At 55.6% G+C, this 17,592-nt stretch carries 10 protein-coding genes; 6 read left to right on the top strand and 4 right to left on the bottom strand.

Annotated features, from left to right (window positions below; all coding sequences use genetic code 11):
* The first annotated feature begins 34 nt into the window (after positions 1-34).
* Positions 35-8,800 carry a GH36-type glycosyl hydrolase domain-containing protein gene (locus HMPREF1207_RS08840; protein WP_009675102.1) on the top strand — a complete coding sequence of 2,922 codons (8,766 nt, stop codon included), beginning with the start codon at positions 35-37 and terminating at the stop codon, positions 8,798-8,800.
* 96 nt (positions 8,801-8,896) lie between these two features.
* Complete coding sequence (locus HMPREF1207_RS08835) at positions 8,897-9,553, top strand: spore coat protein (protein ID WP_009675100.1); 657 nt, start codon at positions 8,897-8,899, stop codon at positions 9,551-9,553.
* Positions 9,554-9,608: 55 nt separating this feature from the next.
* On the opposite strand, the gene HMPREF1207_RS08830 is transcribed toward HMPREF1207_RS08835, so the two are convergent.
* From HMPREF1207_RS08830 to HMPREF1207_RS08820, 3 genes are all read right to left on the bottom strand, one after another.
* Complete coding sequence (locus tag HMPREF1207_RS08830; RefSeq protein ID WP_009675085.1) at positions 9,609-10,379, bottom strand: YqcI/YcgG family protein; 771 nt, start codon at positions 10,377-10,379, stop codon at positions 9,609-9,611.
* 114 nt (positions 10,380-10,493) lie between these two features.
* A complete protein-coding gene (locus tag HMPREF1207_RS08825; protein WP_009675071.1) occupies positions 10,494-11,120 on the bottom strand; it encodes a LysE family transporter in 627 nt (208 codons plus the stop codon).
* Between the two features lie 82 nt (positions 11,121-11,202).
* The gene (locus HMPREF1207_RS08820; RefSeq protein ID WP_009675135.1) at positions 11,203-11,793 is read right to left on the bottom strand and encodes a DUF1989 domain-containing protein; all 591 of its coding nucleotides are present in this window, start codon (positions 11,791-11,793) and stop codon (positions 11,203-11,205) included.
* Positions 11,794-11,985: 192 nt separating this feature from the next.
* Here HMPREF1207_RS08820 and HMPREF1207_RS08815 point away from each other — a divergent pair, with 192 nt between their 5' ends.
* The 4 genes from HMPREF1207_RS08815 (at position 11,986) to HMPREF1207_RS08800 (ending at position 16,672) form a co-directional block, all read left to right on the top strand.
* Positions 11,986-12,648: a phosphodiester glycosidase family protein gene (locus HMPREF1207_RS08815; RefSeq protein WP_009675096.1), complete on the top strand. Its 663-nt coding sequence runs from the start codon at positions 11,986-11,988 to the stop codon at positions 12,646-12,648.
* A 387-nt stretch (positions 12,649-13,035) separates the two neighbouring features.
* On the top strand, positions 13,036-14,412 hold the full coding sequence (locus HMPREF1207_RS08810) for a glycosyltransferase family 2 protein (protein WP_009675101.1): 1,377 nt from the start codon (positions 13,036-13,038) through the stop codon (positions 14,410-14,412).
* Positions 14,413-14,426: 14 nt separating this feature from the next.
* Positions 14,427-15,530 (top strand): acyltransferase, encoded by a 1,104-nt coding sequence (locus HMPREF1207_RS08805; protein ID WP_009675099.1) that lies wholly within the window; start codon positions 14,427-14,429, stop codon positions 15,528-15,530.
* 2 nt (positions 15,531-15,532) lie between these two features.
* Entirely contained in the window at positions 15,533-16,672 is a 1,140-nt protein-coding gene (locus HMPREF1207_RS08800) for a glycoside hydrolase family 18 protein (protein WP_009675112.1), read from the top strand.
* A gap of 103 nt (positions 16,673-16,775) precedes the next feature.
* Here HMPREF1207_RS08800 and HMPREF1207_RS08795 read toward each other — a convergent pair whose 3' ends face one another.
* Complete coding sequence (locus HMPREF1207_RS08795; RefSeq protein ID WP_009675114.1) at positions 16,776-17,507, bottom strand: class I SAM-dependent methyltransferase; 732 nt, start codon at positions 17,505-17,507, stop codon at positions 16,776-16,778.
* Between the last annotated feature and the right edge of the window lie 85 nt (positions 17,508-17,592).

Here is a 17,592-nt window from a genome sequence, read left to right as displayed (position 1 = left end):
ACACCCTTTGACTAACTGATCTCCGGAGGAACCGATGACCTATACGAACGAACAACTCAGCCAAAAAGCGCGGGAACTTGCGCTGCAGCACGTAACGACCTTGCCGCGTACAAGGCCTGCTTATATCGAACAACATTTTAAGAAGGACATAGAAAGCTTAAGGGATTTTGTGCTTTCCCTCCAGACGGTTCATGCCGGCTGTACCCAACCGGCCGAGCAGTGGCTGCTGGACAATGCCGAATTTGTCGAAGAGCAGGCCCAGGAAGTCAGGGCTCTGCTCCTTCAGGATGCACTGGGCCGCATGCCGAGACTGCGCGGCAACGGGCTTCTCCGCATTCAGTCTATGATGGAAGACTATTTGACGCATGTCGAGGGGATTTTGAGTGAGGAAACGATACTCGCTTATATTCAGGCCTACCAGGAAGTGAGCGCCTTAACGCTGACCGAAGCCCGTTCGGTGCCGCTCATTCTGCGTGTGGTCCTGGTGAAGAAGCTGGCGGAAACGATGGCTTTCGTCCGGGAGCGCCGTGAAGTCTGCATAGACGTCGGACGCATCCTTTCTTTGATCGAGCCTGCCGCGTTAAGCCCCGAAACGGTCCATCTCCAGGTGGAAAAAGCGGGCCTGACGATTCCTTTGCCGGGCCCGTGGATCGTCCATTTAATCAGCCATCTGCGGGAATGGGCCGGGGATACGGCTTCCGTCCGGGAATGGCTGATTTGCAGTTATGAGAACGGCGCGGAGGACCTCGACCGCATCGTTTCTTACGAGCATCAGCTCCAGGCGGCTTATCAGGTCCGGGCGGGGAGCGTAATCACCAGCTTGCGCAAAAACGAGCGCTGGGACTGGAACGATCTCTTCGAGCAGATCAGTCTGCCGGACCGGACGCTACGCCTAGAGTATACGGGCATGTACCCGCTGCTCGACGCATACAGCCGGAACCAGATTCTCGCTGAAGTGGAGCGGCTTGCCCGCCGTCTGCGGGTGCCCGAGAATCTGGTTGCCGGACAGGCGGCGGCGCTGGCCAGGGAAGCGGCGGAGAGGGCGGAAGCCGCCCGCGCCGGTTCCGGCAGCCTGGGTGCAGCCGCCGCGCACGCGGACGGCCGGAGCGGCTCTTCGCTTGCGGCGGATCTGCCAGCCGCGGATACAGGCGAGTCTCTCCGCCAGCCGCAAACCCCGGCAACTGCGGCCGCTTCCCCGCAAAGCGATGTCCTTATTCTCCACGAGAATGGAGAAGTCACAGCGTCTTTGGCGGCGGGAGACCGCACCCGGCAGCAGTTTCCTTCCTATTATCTGTTTGAATCGGAAGGTGTACAAAAGCTGATCGCCTCGCTGCGGAAGTGCAGCTCTCCCCGGACGATGCCGGAGAACGCTATAACCAAGCGCCGGACCGGCACCTATTTCGCCTCGATGCTCGGCTTGTTCGCCGTGCTCTGGCTTATCGCGACCGTATGGATCGGAAGCGGGTACGGTTTGTCCGCTCTCGCCTGGGCAGCCGTCCTCGCAGCTTTGCTATTGCCCGTGAGCGAATGGGGAATGACCTGGCTGCATTTCGCCATTGAGCGGATTTGCCGTCCGCGTCCTCTGCTCCGGTATGATTTCTCCGCCGGTGTTCCGGCGGAAGCCGGCACGATGGTGGTTATACCGGCGATCTGGTCTTCGCCCGACGAGGTGGCGGAGCTTGCGGACCGCCTGGAGGTTCACTATCTGGCCAACCGCGATTCCAACATCCACTATGCGCTTTTAGGCGATTTTACGGATGCATCGGAAGAAACGCTTCCGGAAGATGATCGGCTGGTCCGTCTTGCGGGGGACAAAATTCGTGCGCTTAACGCGAAGTATTCCATGGCAGGCGGAACGACGTTTCATTTTTACCAGCGGCGCAGGCTGTGGAATCCACGTGAGGGCGTGTATATGGGCTGGGAGCGCAAACGCGGCAAGCTGGTCGAATTCGTGGAGCTGCTGAAAGGCAGCGGCGAGACCAGCTACGCGGTAAAACTCGGCGATGCCTCCGTTCTTCCGCGCATCCGCTATCTAATTACGCTGGATGCGGATACGCAGCTTCCGATGGGCAGCGCGCAGCGGATGATCGGAACCCTGCATCTGCCGTACAACCGCCCCCGCTTGAACAAAGCCCGGACACGGGTCGTGGAGGGCTACGGGGTGCTTCAGCCGCGCATCGGGATCAGCCACGATTCGGCGATGCGCTCGCGGCTGGCGTATTTCTGGTCCGAGCCGGGCATGGACCCGTATGCGTTCGCGGCTTCGGACCCTTACCAGGATGCGCTGGGCCAGGGTATTTTTACGGGGAAGGGCATCTTCGATGTCGATGTGTTTGCCGAACTTCTGTGCGAGCGGATTCCCGATAATACCGTACTCAGCCACGATTTGCTGGAAGGCGGTTTTATGCGCGCCGCGCTGTTGTCCGATATCGAGCTGATCGACGATCATCCGGCCAAGTTTGTTTCCTACCAGAAACGACTGCACCGGTGGGTGCGTGGAGACTGGCAGCTCGTGTGCTGGCTTTTTTCCCGTATCTGCGACCGACGGGGTGTGCTCCGGCCCATTGATTTATCTTTTCTGACCCGCTGGCAGATGCTGGATAACCTGAGGCGGAGTCTGCTTCCGCCTGCGGTGTTCGTCCTGCTCGTTCTCGCCTGGACCGTTCTTCCGGGATCGCCGTGGCGCTGGGCCGCTGTGCTGCTGGCGACGATGTTTCTGCCGCTGCTGCGGCAACTGTTTATGCTCCACCGGATTTACAGGCAGCCTAAACGGCTGCTGGCGACGGCCCTGCACGTCGTTATCCAGATCTGGACGCTGCCTTTTCAAACGGCTGTGCTGCTGGATGCGATCGGCAGAACGCTATACCGGGTGTTCGTCAGCAAGCGCCGGCTGCTGGAATGGACGAGCTCGTCGCATATCGAGCGAAGCAGCCGGGAACAGCGGCGCACACCGCTTCTTCAAGCGGGATGGGGGTATGTGCTCATTCTCGTGTTTGCGCTCGCTTCGGCTGTGCAGGCCTCGGCGTCCCTGTTGTGGGCGGGCCTTGCGCTAAGCTTGTTCTGGGCTCTGGCCCCTCTGGCTGTCTCCTGGCTGGACCGGCCTGTGGAGCGGGAGGAAGCACCGCTTGGAGCGGAGGAACAGGAGAAGCTCCGGATGCTGGCGAGACAAATCTGGTCTTTTTATGAAGACTATGCCGGTCCAAAGGATCATTACCTGCCCCCGGATAACATCCAGGTAGACCCGCCGAACGGAGTGGCTCACAGGACGTCTCCGACCAATATCGGCTTTTTGCTGACTTCGGCGCTTGCGGCACGCGAATTCGGTTTTATCGACACTCCATCGCTGGTTGAAAAGCTGGAAAATACGATCGGGACGGTCGAAAACCTGGAGAAATGGCACGGTCATTTATACAACTGGTACGATACGCTGACCTTGGGAGTTCTTCCGCCCGCCTATGTGTCCACAGTCGATTCGGGCAACTTCGTTGCAAGTCTGATGACGGTCAAACAGGGCCTGGCAAGCCGGCTGCGGCAAGAAGGGGAAACGCAAGGCCGCTTTACGGGAATTAGCCCGGCAGAAGCAGGGGCCTACGGGGTGGAATTTGCTGTCGATTTGGATCAGACTCCGCGCGGAGAATCCGCGTTGAACGGGATTGACGGAAAGGCCGGAAAAGGCAGGGAAGACGGCAAAAACGGCATAGATGGCAGAGGCCAGAAGGGTCAAAACCTCGGAAACGGCGGCTACCGCCCGGCAGTCCTGACGGCCGAAGGAAGCAGGTTGGAGCAAGCGGATCGTGAGGACCCGTCGAACCTTCCGGATTGGCTGATCCGCGGGCAGCAGCTTGTACAGCGGCTCGAAGCGCTTATCGGGGCGACCGATTTTACGCAGCTTTACGATCATAAGGCCAAGCTCTTTGTTCTCGGGTATCATGGCGCGACAGGGGAACGGGACAGCATTTTGTACGATCTGCTGGCGTCCGAGGCGAGGCAGACCAGCTTCGTCGCGATCGCGCTGGGCCAGGTGTCGGTATCCCACTGGATGGCGCTGGGCCGCACGGTCAAACTCCAGGGGAACAAGACCACGCTGATTTCGTGGTCGGGCACGATGTTTGAGTATATGATGCCGTGGCTTATCATGAGGACTTACCGCAATACGCTCTGGGACAGCACTTACCGGGGCGTCGTCAAGCGCCAGATGGAATACGCGCATGAACGGGGCGTCCCGTTCGGCATCTCGGAATCGGGCTATTACGCGTTCGATTACCAGATGAACTATCAGTACCGGGCATTCGGTGTGCCGGGCCTCGGATTCAAGCGGGGACTGGAAGAGGATCTTGTGATCGCGCCTTATGCGGCGGTTATGGCGCTTCCGTTTGCCCTCCGGGAAGGGCTGGAGGACCTGAACCGGATGGAGGAGCTTGGAGCAAGGGGAAAATACGGCTTCTACGAAGCGATTGATTTTACGGCGGACCGAATGCCGCAGGGGGAAGACTGCAAAATCATCCGCAGCTTTATGGCCCACCACCAGGGCATGAGTTTGCTGACAATCGCGAACCTGCTTCTCCCCGTTAAAATGTACGATTATTTTCACAGCGACAAACGCGTCCAGGCGGCCGAACTGCTCCTGATCGAACGTATTCCGCCGCGCGAGTCGATGCTGACCCGGGAATTGACGGGAAAGTCGCGTATTCAGAAGCCGGCGGCGGAACGCGCTTATTCCGCGCCGGAAAACATAGGGGCCGACACGCCGGCCCCGGAAGTGGGCGTCCACTCCAACGGGACGTTCACGACGGCCGTTACTAACAGCGGAAGCGGGTTTATCCGCTGGAACGGACTGGCCGTTTCCCGATGGAGGGAAGATCCGGTCGGAGACCCGTGGGGCGTGTACCTGTACATCCGCGATGTTACCCGGGAGAAGGTATGGTCCCCCACCTTCCAGCCCTGCCGCGTTCCTTCGGACTCTCAGAGCGTACGCTTCTCCCAGGAGCGGACAACTTTCCGCCGGGAGGATGACGGCATACAGACCGTGCTTGAAATTACGGTCTCGCCCGAGATGAACGCGGAAGTCCGGCGGCTGACGCTGGAGAACAAAAACAGAGAGGCCCGCATCGTCGAAGTAACGACGTTTCTGGAAATCGCTCTGGCGCTGCCCGATGCGGACAAGGCTCATCCGGCTTTCACGAAGTTGTTTGTCGAAACGCAGTTCGAGGAGGAGACGGGCTGCCTGCTTGCCCGCAAGCGTCCGCGGAATGCGGGAGAGAAGTCGATTTGGGCTTTTCACAACTTGTCGGTCTTCGGCGCTGTTCTCGGACCTGCCGAATTCGAGACCGACCGGGCCGCTTTCATCGGCCGCGGTCATTCCCTTGCGAGGCCGAAAGGACTCGCTTCCCGCCTCGAGGGTACGGTCGGTTCCGTCGCCGATCCGGCTTTCGTCATGCGCCGCCGCATCAGCCTCAAGCCGGGCGAGAGCGTCCGGCTCTGCGCGGTTACGGGCATCGCGGATTCGAAGGAGCAGAGCTTGAACATGGTCCGGCAGCTTTTTCAGGCGCAGCAGGTGGACAGAACCTTCCGGCTCGCCTGGACCCGCAGCCAGATCGATTTGCAGCATCTGCATATCACGTCGGCGGAGGCCGCCGTTTACCGGGCGTTGGCGGGCCGCGTGCTTTATAGGGGGCCGTTCAAGCCAGAACAGGCGGAAAGCATCGCCGCCAACAGCAAAGGGCAGCAGGGCCTCTGGGCTTACGGAGTTTCCGGCGACAGGCCCATCGTGCTGGCGAGAGTTGCCGACAGCGCAGATCTGCCGTTCGTGCAGAAGCTGCTGGGGGGCTTCGAGTATTTGCGGCGGCACGGGCTGTTTTTCGATCTCGTGCTGTTTAACGAATCTCCGGGCGGGTATCAGCAGGAGCTGAGGGATGCGCTCGTCCGCTTGTCGGAGCAGGCAGCCGGAAATGCGGGTGCCGCCGGTCAGGGAGGCATCCATGTCGTTCCCGCTTCCGCAATGCCCGAAGAGGACCACACGCTGCTGCTTGCGGCGGCGCGGGTCGTTCTGCGTGCGGACGGGCCAAGCCTGCGGGCGCAGCTGAAGATCTGGCCCCGGAAGGATGCCTACGATGTGCCGCTGCCGGTTACGTCGGGGGAAGCGCCGGCTCCGTTCCGGCCGGATGCGTCCCCAGTCTTCGGCACGGCCGGGGATACGGGTGGGGCCACGGATACTGCCGCGGGCATATCCGCAGTCCCCGGCACAGCCGAGGATGCGACCGCAGCAACCGATATCGCCACAGGCACAACGGCCGCTTCCGACACAACCGCCCCGGCGCAGGCGAAGGACACGACCGCTGCCCAGGTCACGGGAATGGGGCAAGATTCCCCCGGTTCCTTATTTTTCAACGGGTGGGGAGGCTTTTCCCCGGACGGCCGGGAGTACCGGATCACGCTCAAAAACGGGGAGCATCTCCCGGCTCCATGGATTAACGTGATGGCGAATCCAAGATTCGGCTGTCTGGCCTCCGAACTGTACACGGGATACACGTGGTGGGGCAACAGCCGGGAATGCAAGCTGACCCCGTGGTCGAACGATCCCGCCTTGGACCCGCCGGGCGAAGTCTTCTATATCCGCGATGAACAAAACGGGGATTTTTGGCAGATGGCGCCTTCCCGGCGGCAAGATGATCCGTCCGTTTACCGGGTGGCTCACGGCAGGGGATATTCACGCTACGAGCATGAAAGCCGGGGAATACGGCAGAAAATGACGGTATTCGTTCCGCTGGAGGACCCCGTCAAGATTATCGAAGTGAAGCTGCGAAATACAACATCGCATAGTAAATCCTTGTCCACTACCTACTATGCGGAATGGGTGCTGGGCGTCCAGCGGGAAGGGAACGCCTCCTTCATTATGACCGACTGGGATGACGAAGCGGACAGTCTGATCGCCCGAAATGTGTATCAGGAAAACTTCCGGAATGCCACCGCCTTCTTAACGGTGCATGCCGGCGAAAGCAGCCTGTCCTGGACGGGCGACAGGCTTGAATTTATCGGCCGCAACCGGACGATTGAAGATCCGGCCGCGATGAGGCGGCTCGATCTGTCGGGCGTGACCGGTCCCGTTTATGACGGATGCGGGGCCGTGCGGACGAAATTCGAACTGGAACCGGGCGCCGAGCGAACGGTCTATATTCTTCTGGGCTGCGGGGATTCCCGCGAAGAAGCGGTGCGGATAGCCCGCAAGTACAGGGAGCCTGATGCTTGCACGGCCGCTTATGAGGCTGTCCGTACGTTCTGGGAGGACTTGCTTGGAACCGTGACCGTGTCCACTCCTGTGCTGGAAATGGATATGATGCTGAACCACTGGCTCCTCTACCAGACATTGGCTTGCCGTATGTGGGCCCGTACCGCATTCTATCAGGCGGGGGGAGCCTACGGGTTCCGGGATCAGCTCCAGGATTCGCTGGCACTGCTGAACAGCCGTCCGGACCTCACCCGTGGGCAGATTCTGCTTCACGCTTCTCATCAGTACGAAGAAGGGGATGTCCAGCACTGGTGGCACGAGGAGACGCACCGCGGTATCCGTACCCGTTTTTCGGATGACCTGCTGTGGCTCCCTTACGCCGTGTCCCGGTATATCGATCATACGGAAGACGGGAGCATCCTTGACGATACTGTGCCGTTCCTGACCAGTAAACCGCTGGAAGCGGATGAACACGAACGCTACGAGGAAACGGTCCTGTCCGGCAATAGCGGCACGATCTTCGATCACTGTCTGCGGGCGGTAGACCGCGCTCTGAAATTCGGGGAGCACGGGCTGCCTCTGATCGGCATCGGCGACTGGAACGACGGCATGAGTATGATCGGCCCCGAGGGGCGGGGAGAGAGCGTCTGGCTGGGATGGTTCCTTGGAGATGTCCTCCAGGGAATGGCCGATCTTTGCGAAATCCGAGGAAAACAAGAACTCGCCGAGCGATTCCGGAGCCAGCGTGAGAAGCTGGCCGCGGCGCTGAACGAAAGCGCCTGGGACGGCCAGTGGTACCGCCGCGCCTTCACGGATGCCGGTCAATGGCTCGGATCGATTCACAATGCGGAGTGCCGCATCGATTCCATCGCCCAGTCATGGTCGGTCATCTCCGGCATGGCTCCGGACGATAGAGCCCGGCAGGCCATGAAATCATTCGACCGGGAACTTGTCGACCGCAGCTTGTCCGTCGCCCATATTCTGACGCCTCCGTTCGACAAGACCGACCCGAGCCCGGGATATATCCAGGGGTACCCTCCAGGTATCCGGGAAAACGGCGGTCAGTATACGCACGGTGTGATCTGGAGTATTGTGGCCTGGTGCGGTCTCGGCAATGGGGAAAAGGCGCTTGAACTGTTCCAGATGTTCAACCCTATCATGCATACCAAAACAGCGGCGGAGGTCCGAAAGTATGTCGGTGAGCCTTATGCCATGGCTGCCGATGTGTACACGGAGCCGCCGCACAGGGGACATGCGGGCTGGACCTGGTATACCGGTGCCTCCGGATGGATGTACCAGGCGGGGCTGGAGTGGATTCTCGGCATTAGACGCCGAGGGGCGAAGCTGTACATCCGCCCTTGTATTCCTCCGGAATGGCCGGAATTCTCGGCGGTATACCGCTTTGGGGAATCCGAATACCGGATCACGGTCCTTAATCCGTCGCGGAAATCAAGCGGTTGTACGCGGCTGATGATCGACGGACAGGAGACGGACGGAGATTTCTCCTCCGGTGAAGGTCCGTTCGTTCCGCTGACAGACGATAACCGGCTTCACGAGATTGTTGTGACTTTGTAATCCGGAGAGGGAGAAAGAAAGTCCTCCTCATAAAAAGAGGATTCAAAACCTAAACTATTCAAGTTGTTAACCACCAACTAAGCGGAGGGATTCCACATGCAGCAGCAAAATTATTTCAACAATCAGAATCAGCAAGGAGCACCTAACTTTAACCATGGGGGCCACGAATTTTTTGACATGCACGAGGTGCTTTCCGGTACCATTAATGTGCTCGACCAGTTTATGCTGTTCCGGACTTTCGTCAAAGACCCGGAGCTTCTGAACATCCTGGACCGCCAGTACAGCTTTATCCTTTCCCAGTACAACCTCACCGCGGAGTGCTTCGCGACAGGCCAGAAACCAAGTCACGAGACGGCCACGTACATGATGCAGCAGCCGACCAACATTCAGTACGGCATCAAGCCGAGCCAGCCCAAGAAGCCGAACCAGTCCCTGGCGGACGTGAAGGACGCGGGAATCAGCGGCCATATGCTCGGACTGATCAAAACGCACGCGTCTCTTCTGACGATGTCCGCCGTGGAAGTCACCAATCCGGTCGTCCGCCGCGTTCTTGCTTCCCAGGTTCAGAATTTCATCGAACTGGCCTATGAGATTTTCCTGTACCAAAACAAACATGCGTACTATCAGGTGCCTCAGCTTCAACAAAACGACATGCAGAGCATGCTGAATACGTTTATTCCGGCGCCCGGCTACCCGCAAACACCTGTCGGCCATCAAGCCAACCAGGCGAATTTCGCTCCGCGCTACCAGTAAACATACAAGAAACCCGGTTATGGTTTGCGTTAAAACCATACCGGGTTGTTTTTTTTTATTTATGAAAAGGTTCGTTATTTTTCAACTGATTTTTCATCGCCATGAACGGGCATCGGGAAGGGGACGTTTCATCGTTCCGCAGGAAATACTGTTTCCACTCCTGATTGTCCTGCTGTCCGTACCATTTTAAGGAGGCATGCACCGGCACGTCATCATAGTCCGCGAGTTTTTTGCGGATCAATTTGCTGATATTCCGTCCGAACGCAGTCGTTTCATTAATCTCATTGAAGACCCAGCGGGGCTGGAATGCTACAAGGAACGAAGAGAAGTGCCGGCTTTTGCGCTGCCCGTGCGCGGGTGTCGCGCAGAAGGCGAAATAAGGCTGACCGGCGAAACAAAATTCCCACTTGGGCTTCGCAGGGTCCTGCGGAATATCCTCGGGCCAAGGGGCCGTGTCTTTGTCGTGCAATCGGCTGAGGAGGGACCAGAACAAGGTTTCGTACTCAAGAACGTCCGCGTGATTTTTCAAGTCCTCCGGGGTGTCGAAAAAAATAACAAGCGAGGCGTATTTTCCCGTTTCACGCGAGCAGCTCCCATAGGCGTTCAGAAGCTCGGCCGTATCGGATACAGCTTGGGCAGACCGGGGATCGGGCGCAAAGCCGTACCGGAGATTATTCGTGACGTACCCTAGGTGTCCGGGCACACAGGGGTACTTGTTCTCAGGGCCCGCGATCATCGCGGCGAATTCCTCGAACGCCGTCCGCTGCCATTCCGGAAGATCCATTCTGTTCTCCTCGATCCAGATCTTGCTGCGGAGTTCCGCCATCTCTCCACTCCTCTCCACACCATGCAGTATATGAGATCGGATTGGAATAGGTGAATGCCCCGTGCGGATTCCGGAGTTGCCGGAGTTACCAGGGTTACCGGAAGTAAACGAGGGTCAGCCCGCAAGCATCAGAAGAGCCTGATAGCCGAAGTAAAGCCCGAACAGAATCAGCGAGATCCCGGCGAGCAGGGAAGTAATCTGAAGAATCAGGCGGTTTCCGAACCGATGGAAGGAGCTTGCGATGAGGGCTATCGAGACATCCCAGACCATAATGCCGACAAATACGCCGAGGCTGTGCCAAAGCGCCTGGCCGGCGTCGTGACTCTGCGAGCTTTGGGTAAGAATGGAGCCGTATATACCCAGCCAGAAGAGAATGGTCAAGGGGCTCGTCAGCGCGATAAAAAAGCCGGACCGGAAAGAGCTCATTTCGGAAGGAGACTCCCGCATTTCGCCGCTTTCCCTCAGCTTGAGACTTTTCAGGGTCACGATTCCCGTGTATAGAAGAACAAAGCAGCCGAACAGCCACAGGAAGGTTTTCATAAAGGGGGTATCGAGGAAATGGGCAACGCCGAAATAAATCAGCAGCATGTAAAAAAGATCGGCAACCATTGCGCCCGCTCCGACCAGCCACGCGTGAAGAAAGCCGAAGCGGACACCTTTTTCCAACTGGGCGGCATTGACGGGGCCTGCGGGCGCGGATAACGAGATGCCGAGCACGACATAGGCCAAGAAGGCATTCAAAAAGCAACACTCCCCTTAGAGATGGATGACAGGTACAAGCGTACAAGTCATTGTATTCAGGGGATGTCCCGCTTAGAATAATTTACAAAATTTGGACTTCGATCGGCGTGCAGACGTAGCCGTTGCAGATGCTTTCCGAAGCCGGACAAGCCGACATCGCGACCAGCAGATCCGTTTCCGCACGCAGGTCCACGTAATCTCCGGCCTTGGACAGCGGTCTTTTGACGCTAATGGAACCGTCCGGCTGTATAACCGTGTGCATAAACAAATTGAACGGATAGTGCTGTTCCGGAGGCTCGATGCCGAACTGGGCGATGGCCCGGTTCAAGTTGTGGTAACAGCACGCATGATCCTTCTTCTGGTACGTGAATTCGTACATTTCCGGCCGGCAGGCGGAGTTGATAAAATCGTGCTGGCCCACCGTGTCGGCCACAATGGTGAGCAGCGGCGTATAGCGGGTGGAATACAGGATATCCCCGGGTGTTACTTTCATTTTGCGCAGAGCATCCATCGTGACGGTCGGGTCGAACTTCTCCGTGGGATTATCCGCCCGGTAGGCGACGATATCGGCAACCTGCTCGCCTTCCACGTCCGTGATCCGCACGGTCTGGCCTTTGCCTAGCCGGAATCCGAGTCCTTCGGTTGCGGGAATCCGCCATTTTTGCGTGGACATAACGGGTCCTCCTCTGTATGGAAAGATTTTATTAATATGGCTTGGGTTCCGTGGAGGTATTCGCCAAGGTTGGCCGCAGACGGTGTCGGAGTCGGAAGAAAATAGGGGCCGAACGGTTGTAGTTGCACTCCGTTTTCCGCCTTTAAAGGGAAGGGGCTGACGCCCTGAAAACATAAAGGGGAGTGAATATAAATGGCCTATACCTTTTCAACGATCACCGCATCCAACGGAGTAAAGCTCTATTCGATTAAAACGAGTCCCAAAAACATTACCATCAAATCCATCGGCGCATCGAGCGTTGTCGGACAGACGGCTTACGGGGTGAACGGCGGGTATTTTTACGACGGGACTTTGCTGCAGATTGCGGTGAACAACAATATTCCCGTGGCGCCTAACGGCAGCGAGAACGCGAAGTATGCCCGAGGCACGCTGGTGTGGGACGACAAAAACGGAGAGTTTTCCGTTCAAGTCGTTCGTAAGACGGACGAAATTCTGGTCGCTAACAAAAGCAATTACTGGGCGCAGGGCGGCATCAGCATGATGCTGAAAAGCAGCGAGTCCGCCTGGAAAACCCAGGCCGCCGCGGAGAATATCCAGAACCCGGACGGCGCGGCCAACCGGACCGCCCTCGTGTATAACAACACGAACAATATTTGGCTGATCGTGACCGATTCGAAGCCGACAGCGGCCGCTTTCCGTACCGCGATCAAAGAGAAAATCGGCTCCGGAACCCTGGTGGACGGCATTTTCCTGGACGGAAGCGGCTCCTCGCAGTATAAAGTGGCCGAAGGCTCCTACGGCGGGTCGGATGCCACGCCGCGGCTTGTTTATCAGATAGTCGCTTTGAAGAGCTGATATATATGTAGATTTTTTTAACTTGTGTCTAAATTACTTAATTTTTCTTAATAATCCTCTTAAAAAATCCAATTAATTCCTTAAAAGACTCCAAGTAAACGCTTTGAGTCTTTTTTTTCTTTACAAATAACGAAAATCACAAAAGAGTCACTTAGCAGAGTTAGAGAATCGGAGCAAAACGGAGGAAAATTTTAGTAAACGTGTGATGTATTCGCTTTATCGGATGATGTAAGAGTTTTACACTACTAGTAGATTAGACTAAATTAGATAAAAAGAACTACATTTCCAGATGAAAGGAGATTATCGGATAAATCCTTTAACGCTGTAATGCGTGTCTTAACCGGAGGAGACCTATAGACAAAGAGAAAAGATAGGAGGAGTAGAGAGATGCAGATTCTGTTATACGTAACGACAATCGTTTTTTTGGCGTTCCAGCTCCTGTATACCTTTATTCCGCTGCTGTTCAGCAAGGTAAAGAAGCTGGAGGAAGGCTTGGAGGAAAAATCGATTTCCGTTCTTGTGCCGGCCTACAACGAGGAACTGACGATTCGCAATTGTATCGAAGCGATGGAAGGCCTGAAGTACCGGAATCATGAAATCATCATTATCAACGATGGATCGAAAGACGCAACTCTCCGGAGGCTCCAAGAGCTGCTGGATCTGCAGGAAGACGACCGTCAGGTCATGCAGGAGTTAACCTATCAGCCGGTTAGAGCCTTTTACCGTTCCCGGCAGTATCCCCATATTTATGTCATCGATAAACAGAACGGCGGCAAGGCCGACTCCCTCAACGCCGGAATCGATTACGCCCTCTCGGACATCGTCATCACGCTGGATGCCGACTCGATGCTGGAAGCCCACTCGCTTCAATACGTGAACCAGTATTTTCACGATCCCGACGTCATGGCGCTTGGCGGTACCGTCAAGATTGTCCAGGGCGCGGAAAGAAAGGACGGGCAAATCCAGGAGAGGTTTACGGGCAAAGGTCTCATCAAGAGTCAGATCATTTCCTATATTCACGGCTTCTACGTTAGAAAACTGACCCAGTCGGCGCTTAACTCGATCGTGGTCATTTCCGGCGCTTTCGGCGCTTTTTACAAAGACGTGCTCATCCAGGTGGACGGGTTCCGGAGCACGGTCGGCGAGGACATCGACATCACGCTGAAAATCCACGAATATATCAAGGCGAACAACCTTTCCAAAAAGCTCGTGTACGCCCCCGAGGCCGTCTGTTACACCGAATGCCCCGAGAACATGCCGAACTTCTACAAACAACGGATCCGCTGGCAGAAAGCCTTTGTCGATTGTATCCTCATTTATTGGTCGGACCTGCCTCGTAAGTTCAATCTGGGCGTCCGGCTGTTTTTCGCCATTGACGGCTTTGTGCTGGGAACGCTGACGGCGTTCACGACCTTCGTGTATTTGTTCCAGCTGCTTATAGCCGGAGACGGCATATGGATGGCGCTGCTCATCCTGTCGGCCACGCTGCTTATTAACGCCATTCAGATTGTCATTTCGCTCGTGCTCTGCAAGAAATACGGGAGCACCTATACGCTCAAGGATTATATCCACATGTTTATTTTCAGTCAATTGGAACTGCTGACGTACCGGAATGTGCTGCTCTATATCAATATTGTGGGGACATTCAAATATTTCGATAACGACGAAGGCTGGGGCTATGTCGAGAGAAAAGGAATCGCGTCCATCTCCCGGAACGTAACCGCCCCGCCTTCCGCACCCGCTGCCCCACTATCCCAGAGCTAACGGAGGAAACCTTTATGAACAACGCAGTGCTCAAAACGAACCGGATCATTTACATCGATCTCCTGCGGATTCTCTCGATTCTCGCCGTGATCATTTTACATATTACCGCCACCCTGCTGACCAGCACGAACGATTTCAATACGGCCTCCTGGTGGGTGAGCAATCTGTTCAATTCCGCCGCGCGTTTCGCGGTGCCCGTCTTTTTTATGATCAGCGGAGCGATGATTCTGCGGTCGGAAGTCAAATCCTACAAAACGTTCTTCCTGAAGCGCATCATGCCGCTTGTCGTTTCGCTCGTAAGCTGGTCCCTCATCTACAGCATTTTCACCCAGTATTATTTGCAGAAAAGCACCATGGGCGCGGGGGAATTCCTGCTCAGCTTCGCTTACAAGTTCATTCTGGACCGCAACTATATCCACCTGTGGTTCCTGTATGCGATCATTGCCATCTACCTGACGGTGCCGCTCATCAGCCGAATGGTCAAGGCATGTACCGAGAAGGAGCTTCGGTATTACCTGCTGCTCTGGTTTACCGTCAGCATCGCGTACCGCTTCATTACGGACTGCGTGCTGCGGATTACGTCGGAAAGCCTGTACGTGCCCATCATGAACATCCCCTTGTTTATGGGGTATCTCGGTTATTTTATCCTCGGCTATTATCTGTTCCATTATGAAATATCGCGTAAGCTGAAGAACGTCCTATTCAATCTGGGGATCGTCTCCTTCTTTCTGACGCCGGTGGCCACGTATTTCGCTTCCATGTACAGCGGGGTGTTGGACGAAATGTTCTACGGCAATTACTCCGTGACGACATTTTTCATGGCGGCCGGCCTCTTTATTCTCTTTAAAGAAAAGGATGTCGCGATCAGCGCCAAGGTAAACGACAAAGTCAAACGGCTCGTCGGCTCCATTTCCAAAGCGAGCTTCAGCATTTACCTGATTCACCTGCTTATCGAAATTATGGTCTCCCGGAGGACGGAGGTCGAAGGAAGTCTGGTCGAGACGACCGTGACGCTTCTGTTTAACCTTGGCGCGGTCTTTGTGGTCAGCTACATTCTCGTCAAAATTCTCAATCTCAACAAAATCGTGACGAATGTCTTATTCGGGGGGAAAGGGTAACGATGAAAATACACCTGTATACGAAACTGTTCGTGGCGCTTCTGATCTCCGGAATGGGCTTTTACTTCTATACCACCACTCAGGCCAAAGACCATAAAATCAATTCCGTCTACGTCATCCCGACCGGGGACAAGCTGGACCAGATCAACTTCGAGGAGAAGAAGATCGACATCGCGTTCTTGGCTTTCGCCCAGATAGGGGACAAGTACAAGGTATCCTTTCATAAAGACGAAGCGGCGGATGCCGAAATCAAGGAGAACATCAAAAAGCTCAAAAAAAACAATCCCAAAACGAGCCTTGTGCTCGCGGTAGGGGGATACGGGGCGGACGGCTTTTCCGACGCCAGCCTGCAGGAGAACCGGCGGACGTTCACCGACAACATTATCGCCCTGGTCAAAGAGCTCGGCCTGGACGGGGTCGATATCGATTGGGAATATCCGGCCTCGGATGCCTGGGGAACGCAAAAATCCCGCAGCGAAGACACGCAGAACTTCACGTTCCTGATGAAGGAACTCAGAGAGAAGCTGAACCAGCTTCCGCATAAGAATAAGAAGTATATCCTGACCTTCGCGTCAGGGACGCAGGACTGGTACTTCAAGAACGTCGAGGTTAAGAAAGTGGAAAAATACGTCGACTACATCAACGTCATGAGCTACGATCTGACCGGTAAATGGTCGGATACGACGGGGCTCAACTCCAACCTGTACAAGGATGCGGAGAACAAATCCATAGACAGCGTGGATAGTATTGTGAAGCTGTATCTCAGTCACCAAGTCGATCCGGCGAAGCTGCTGCTTGGGGTTCCCGCGTATTCGTACGGATGGGAAGACGTCAAGAGCGACGGCGACGGTTCGTTCTCGCCGGGCAAGCCGATCGACATCGACAAAACCGATCTCAGCTACAAGACCATCGAGGAGAAATACATGGACAAGAACGGGTTCAAACGGTATTTCGACGAGAAGGCCAAAGCCGCTTATTTGTACGACGGCGAAACGTTCATCTCTTACGAGGATAAAGAAGCGCTCCGTGAAAAAATCGCCTACATTAAGGCGAACAATCTCGGCGGCGCCATGGTCTGGGAATATTCGCAGGATGCGGACGACGGGCTTGTGAAGTACTTGGGGGATCATTTGAACGAATAGGAATAGGGAGTGGACAATTCAGAAGCGTACGGCCCCGGGCTGTCTCTTAGGAGGCAGCCTTTTTTGTATCGGGGAGCCGGGTTCAATGCAAATGACACCGCGGCTATATTCGTGGAGTAAATTTCCGGCCGATAATATTGCCGTCCTTATAGCCGTCGTCCCCGAAGAAATCTTTGGCCAGATGCATGTATAAGCGGGGATGAACAAGCGATAAAGGTTCCGATTCTGAAGGTTGGTAATCTTGAAGGGAAGCATAACGGCTCAAGGCTTCTTCTCTTACATAAAGCAGGGTGTTTTGTGCGTACCACCACTGGACATGAGCATTTTCCCAGACCTGCTTGCGGATACAATCAATGGCGACAAATCCTTTTTTGTTAAAAAGCTCCGCCCAGTAGCCCGGCCACTGCTCGTTGATATGATTCTTCCCCCCTTGGTAAGGTATGGCGGCTGAGAATAGAACGGCATCCCCATGGGAGACGAGGGTATTTACATAAGTTTCGGCGGAAGCGTGGGGCAGGTGTTCGCCGACCTCCAGGGAAACGACCAGATCATACTGCTTTCCGGAAGAAAAAAATGCGGTAAGATCATGCTTTCTGAAATTCTCTTTCGGTATTTGGAGCATGTCCTCATTCACATAATCACCGTCTACCCCCAGGATGTCCCCGACTCCGAGGTCTTTAAAAACGGAAAGCCAGGCGCCCGTGCCGCACCCGATGTCAATGACGGATTCCGGGTTAATAAGGTCCAGGAGAATAGGAACTATCTCGCAGGCCGATTTCCTGGACCCATCCTGCTGTGACTTAAAAAAATCCGGGTTATAAACGGTTTCGTTCATTGTTCTCACCACTCCTTTTCCACTGGAAATCATGTCAGCCATGTCATATAAACTTGGAAAAAATTATAATCTCGCTCAGATACCT

The sequence above is a fragment of the Paenibacillus sp. HGH0039 genome, from assembly GCF_000411255.1.
In the GTDB taxonomy this organism is placed as follows: Bacteria; Bacillota; Bacilli; order Paenibacillales; family NBRC-103111; genus Paenibacillus_F.
The sequence above is the reverse complement of the archived record's forward strand: the minus strand, read 5'-3'. Positions and strand labels throughout refer to the sequence as shown.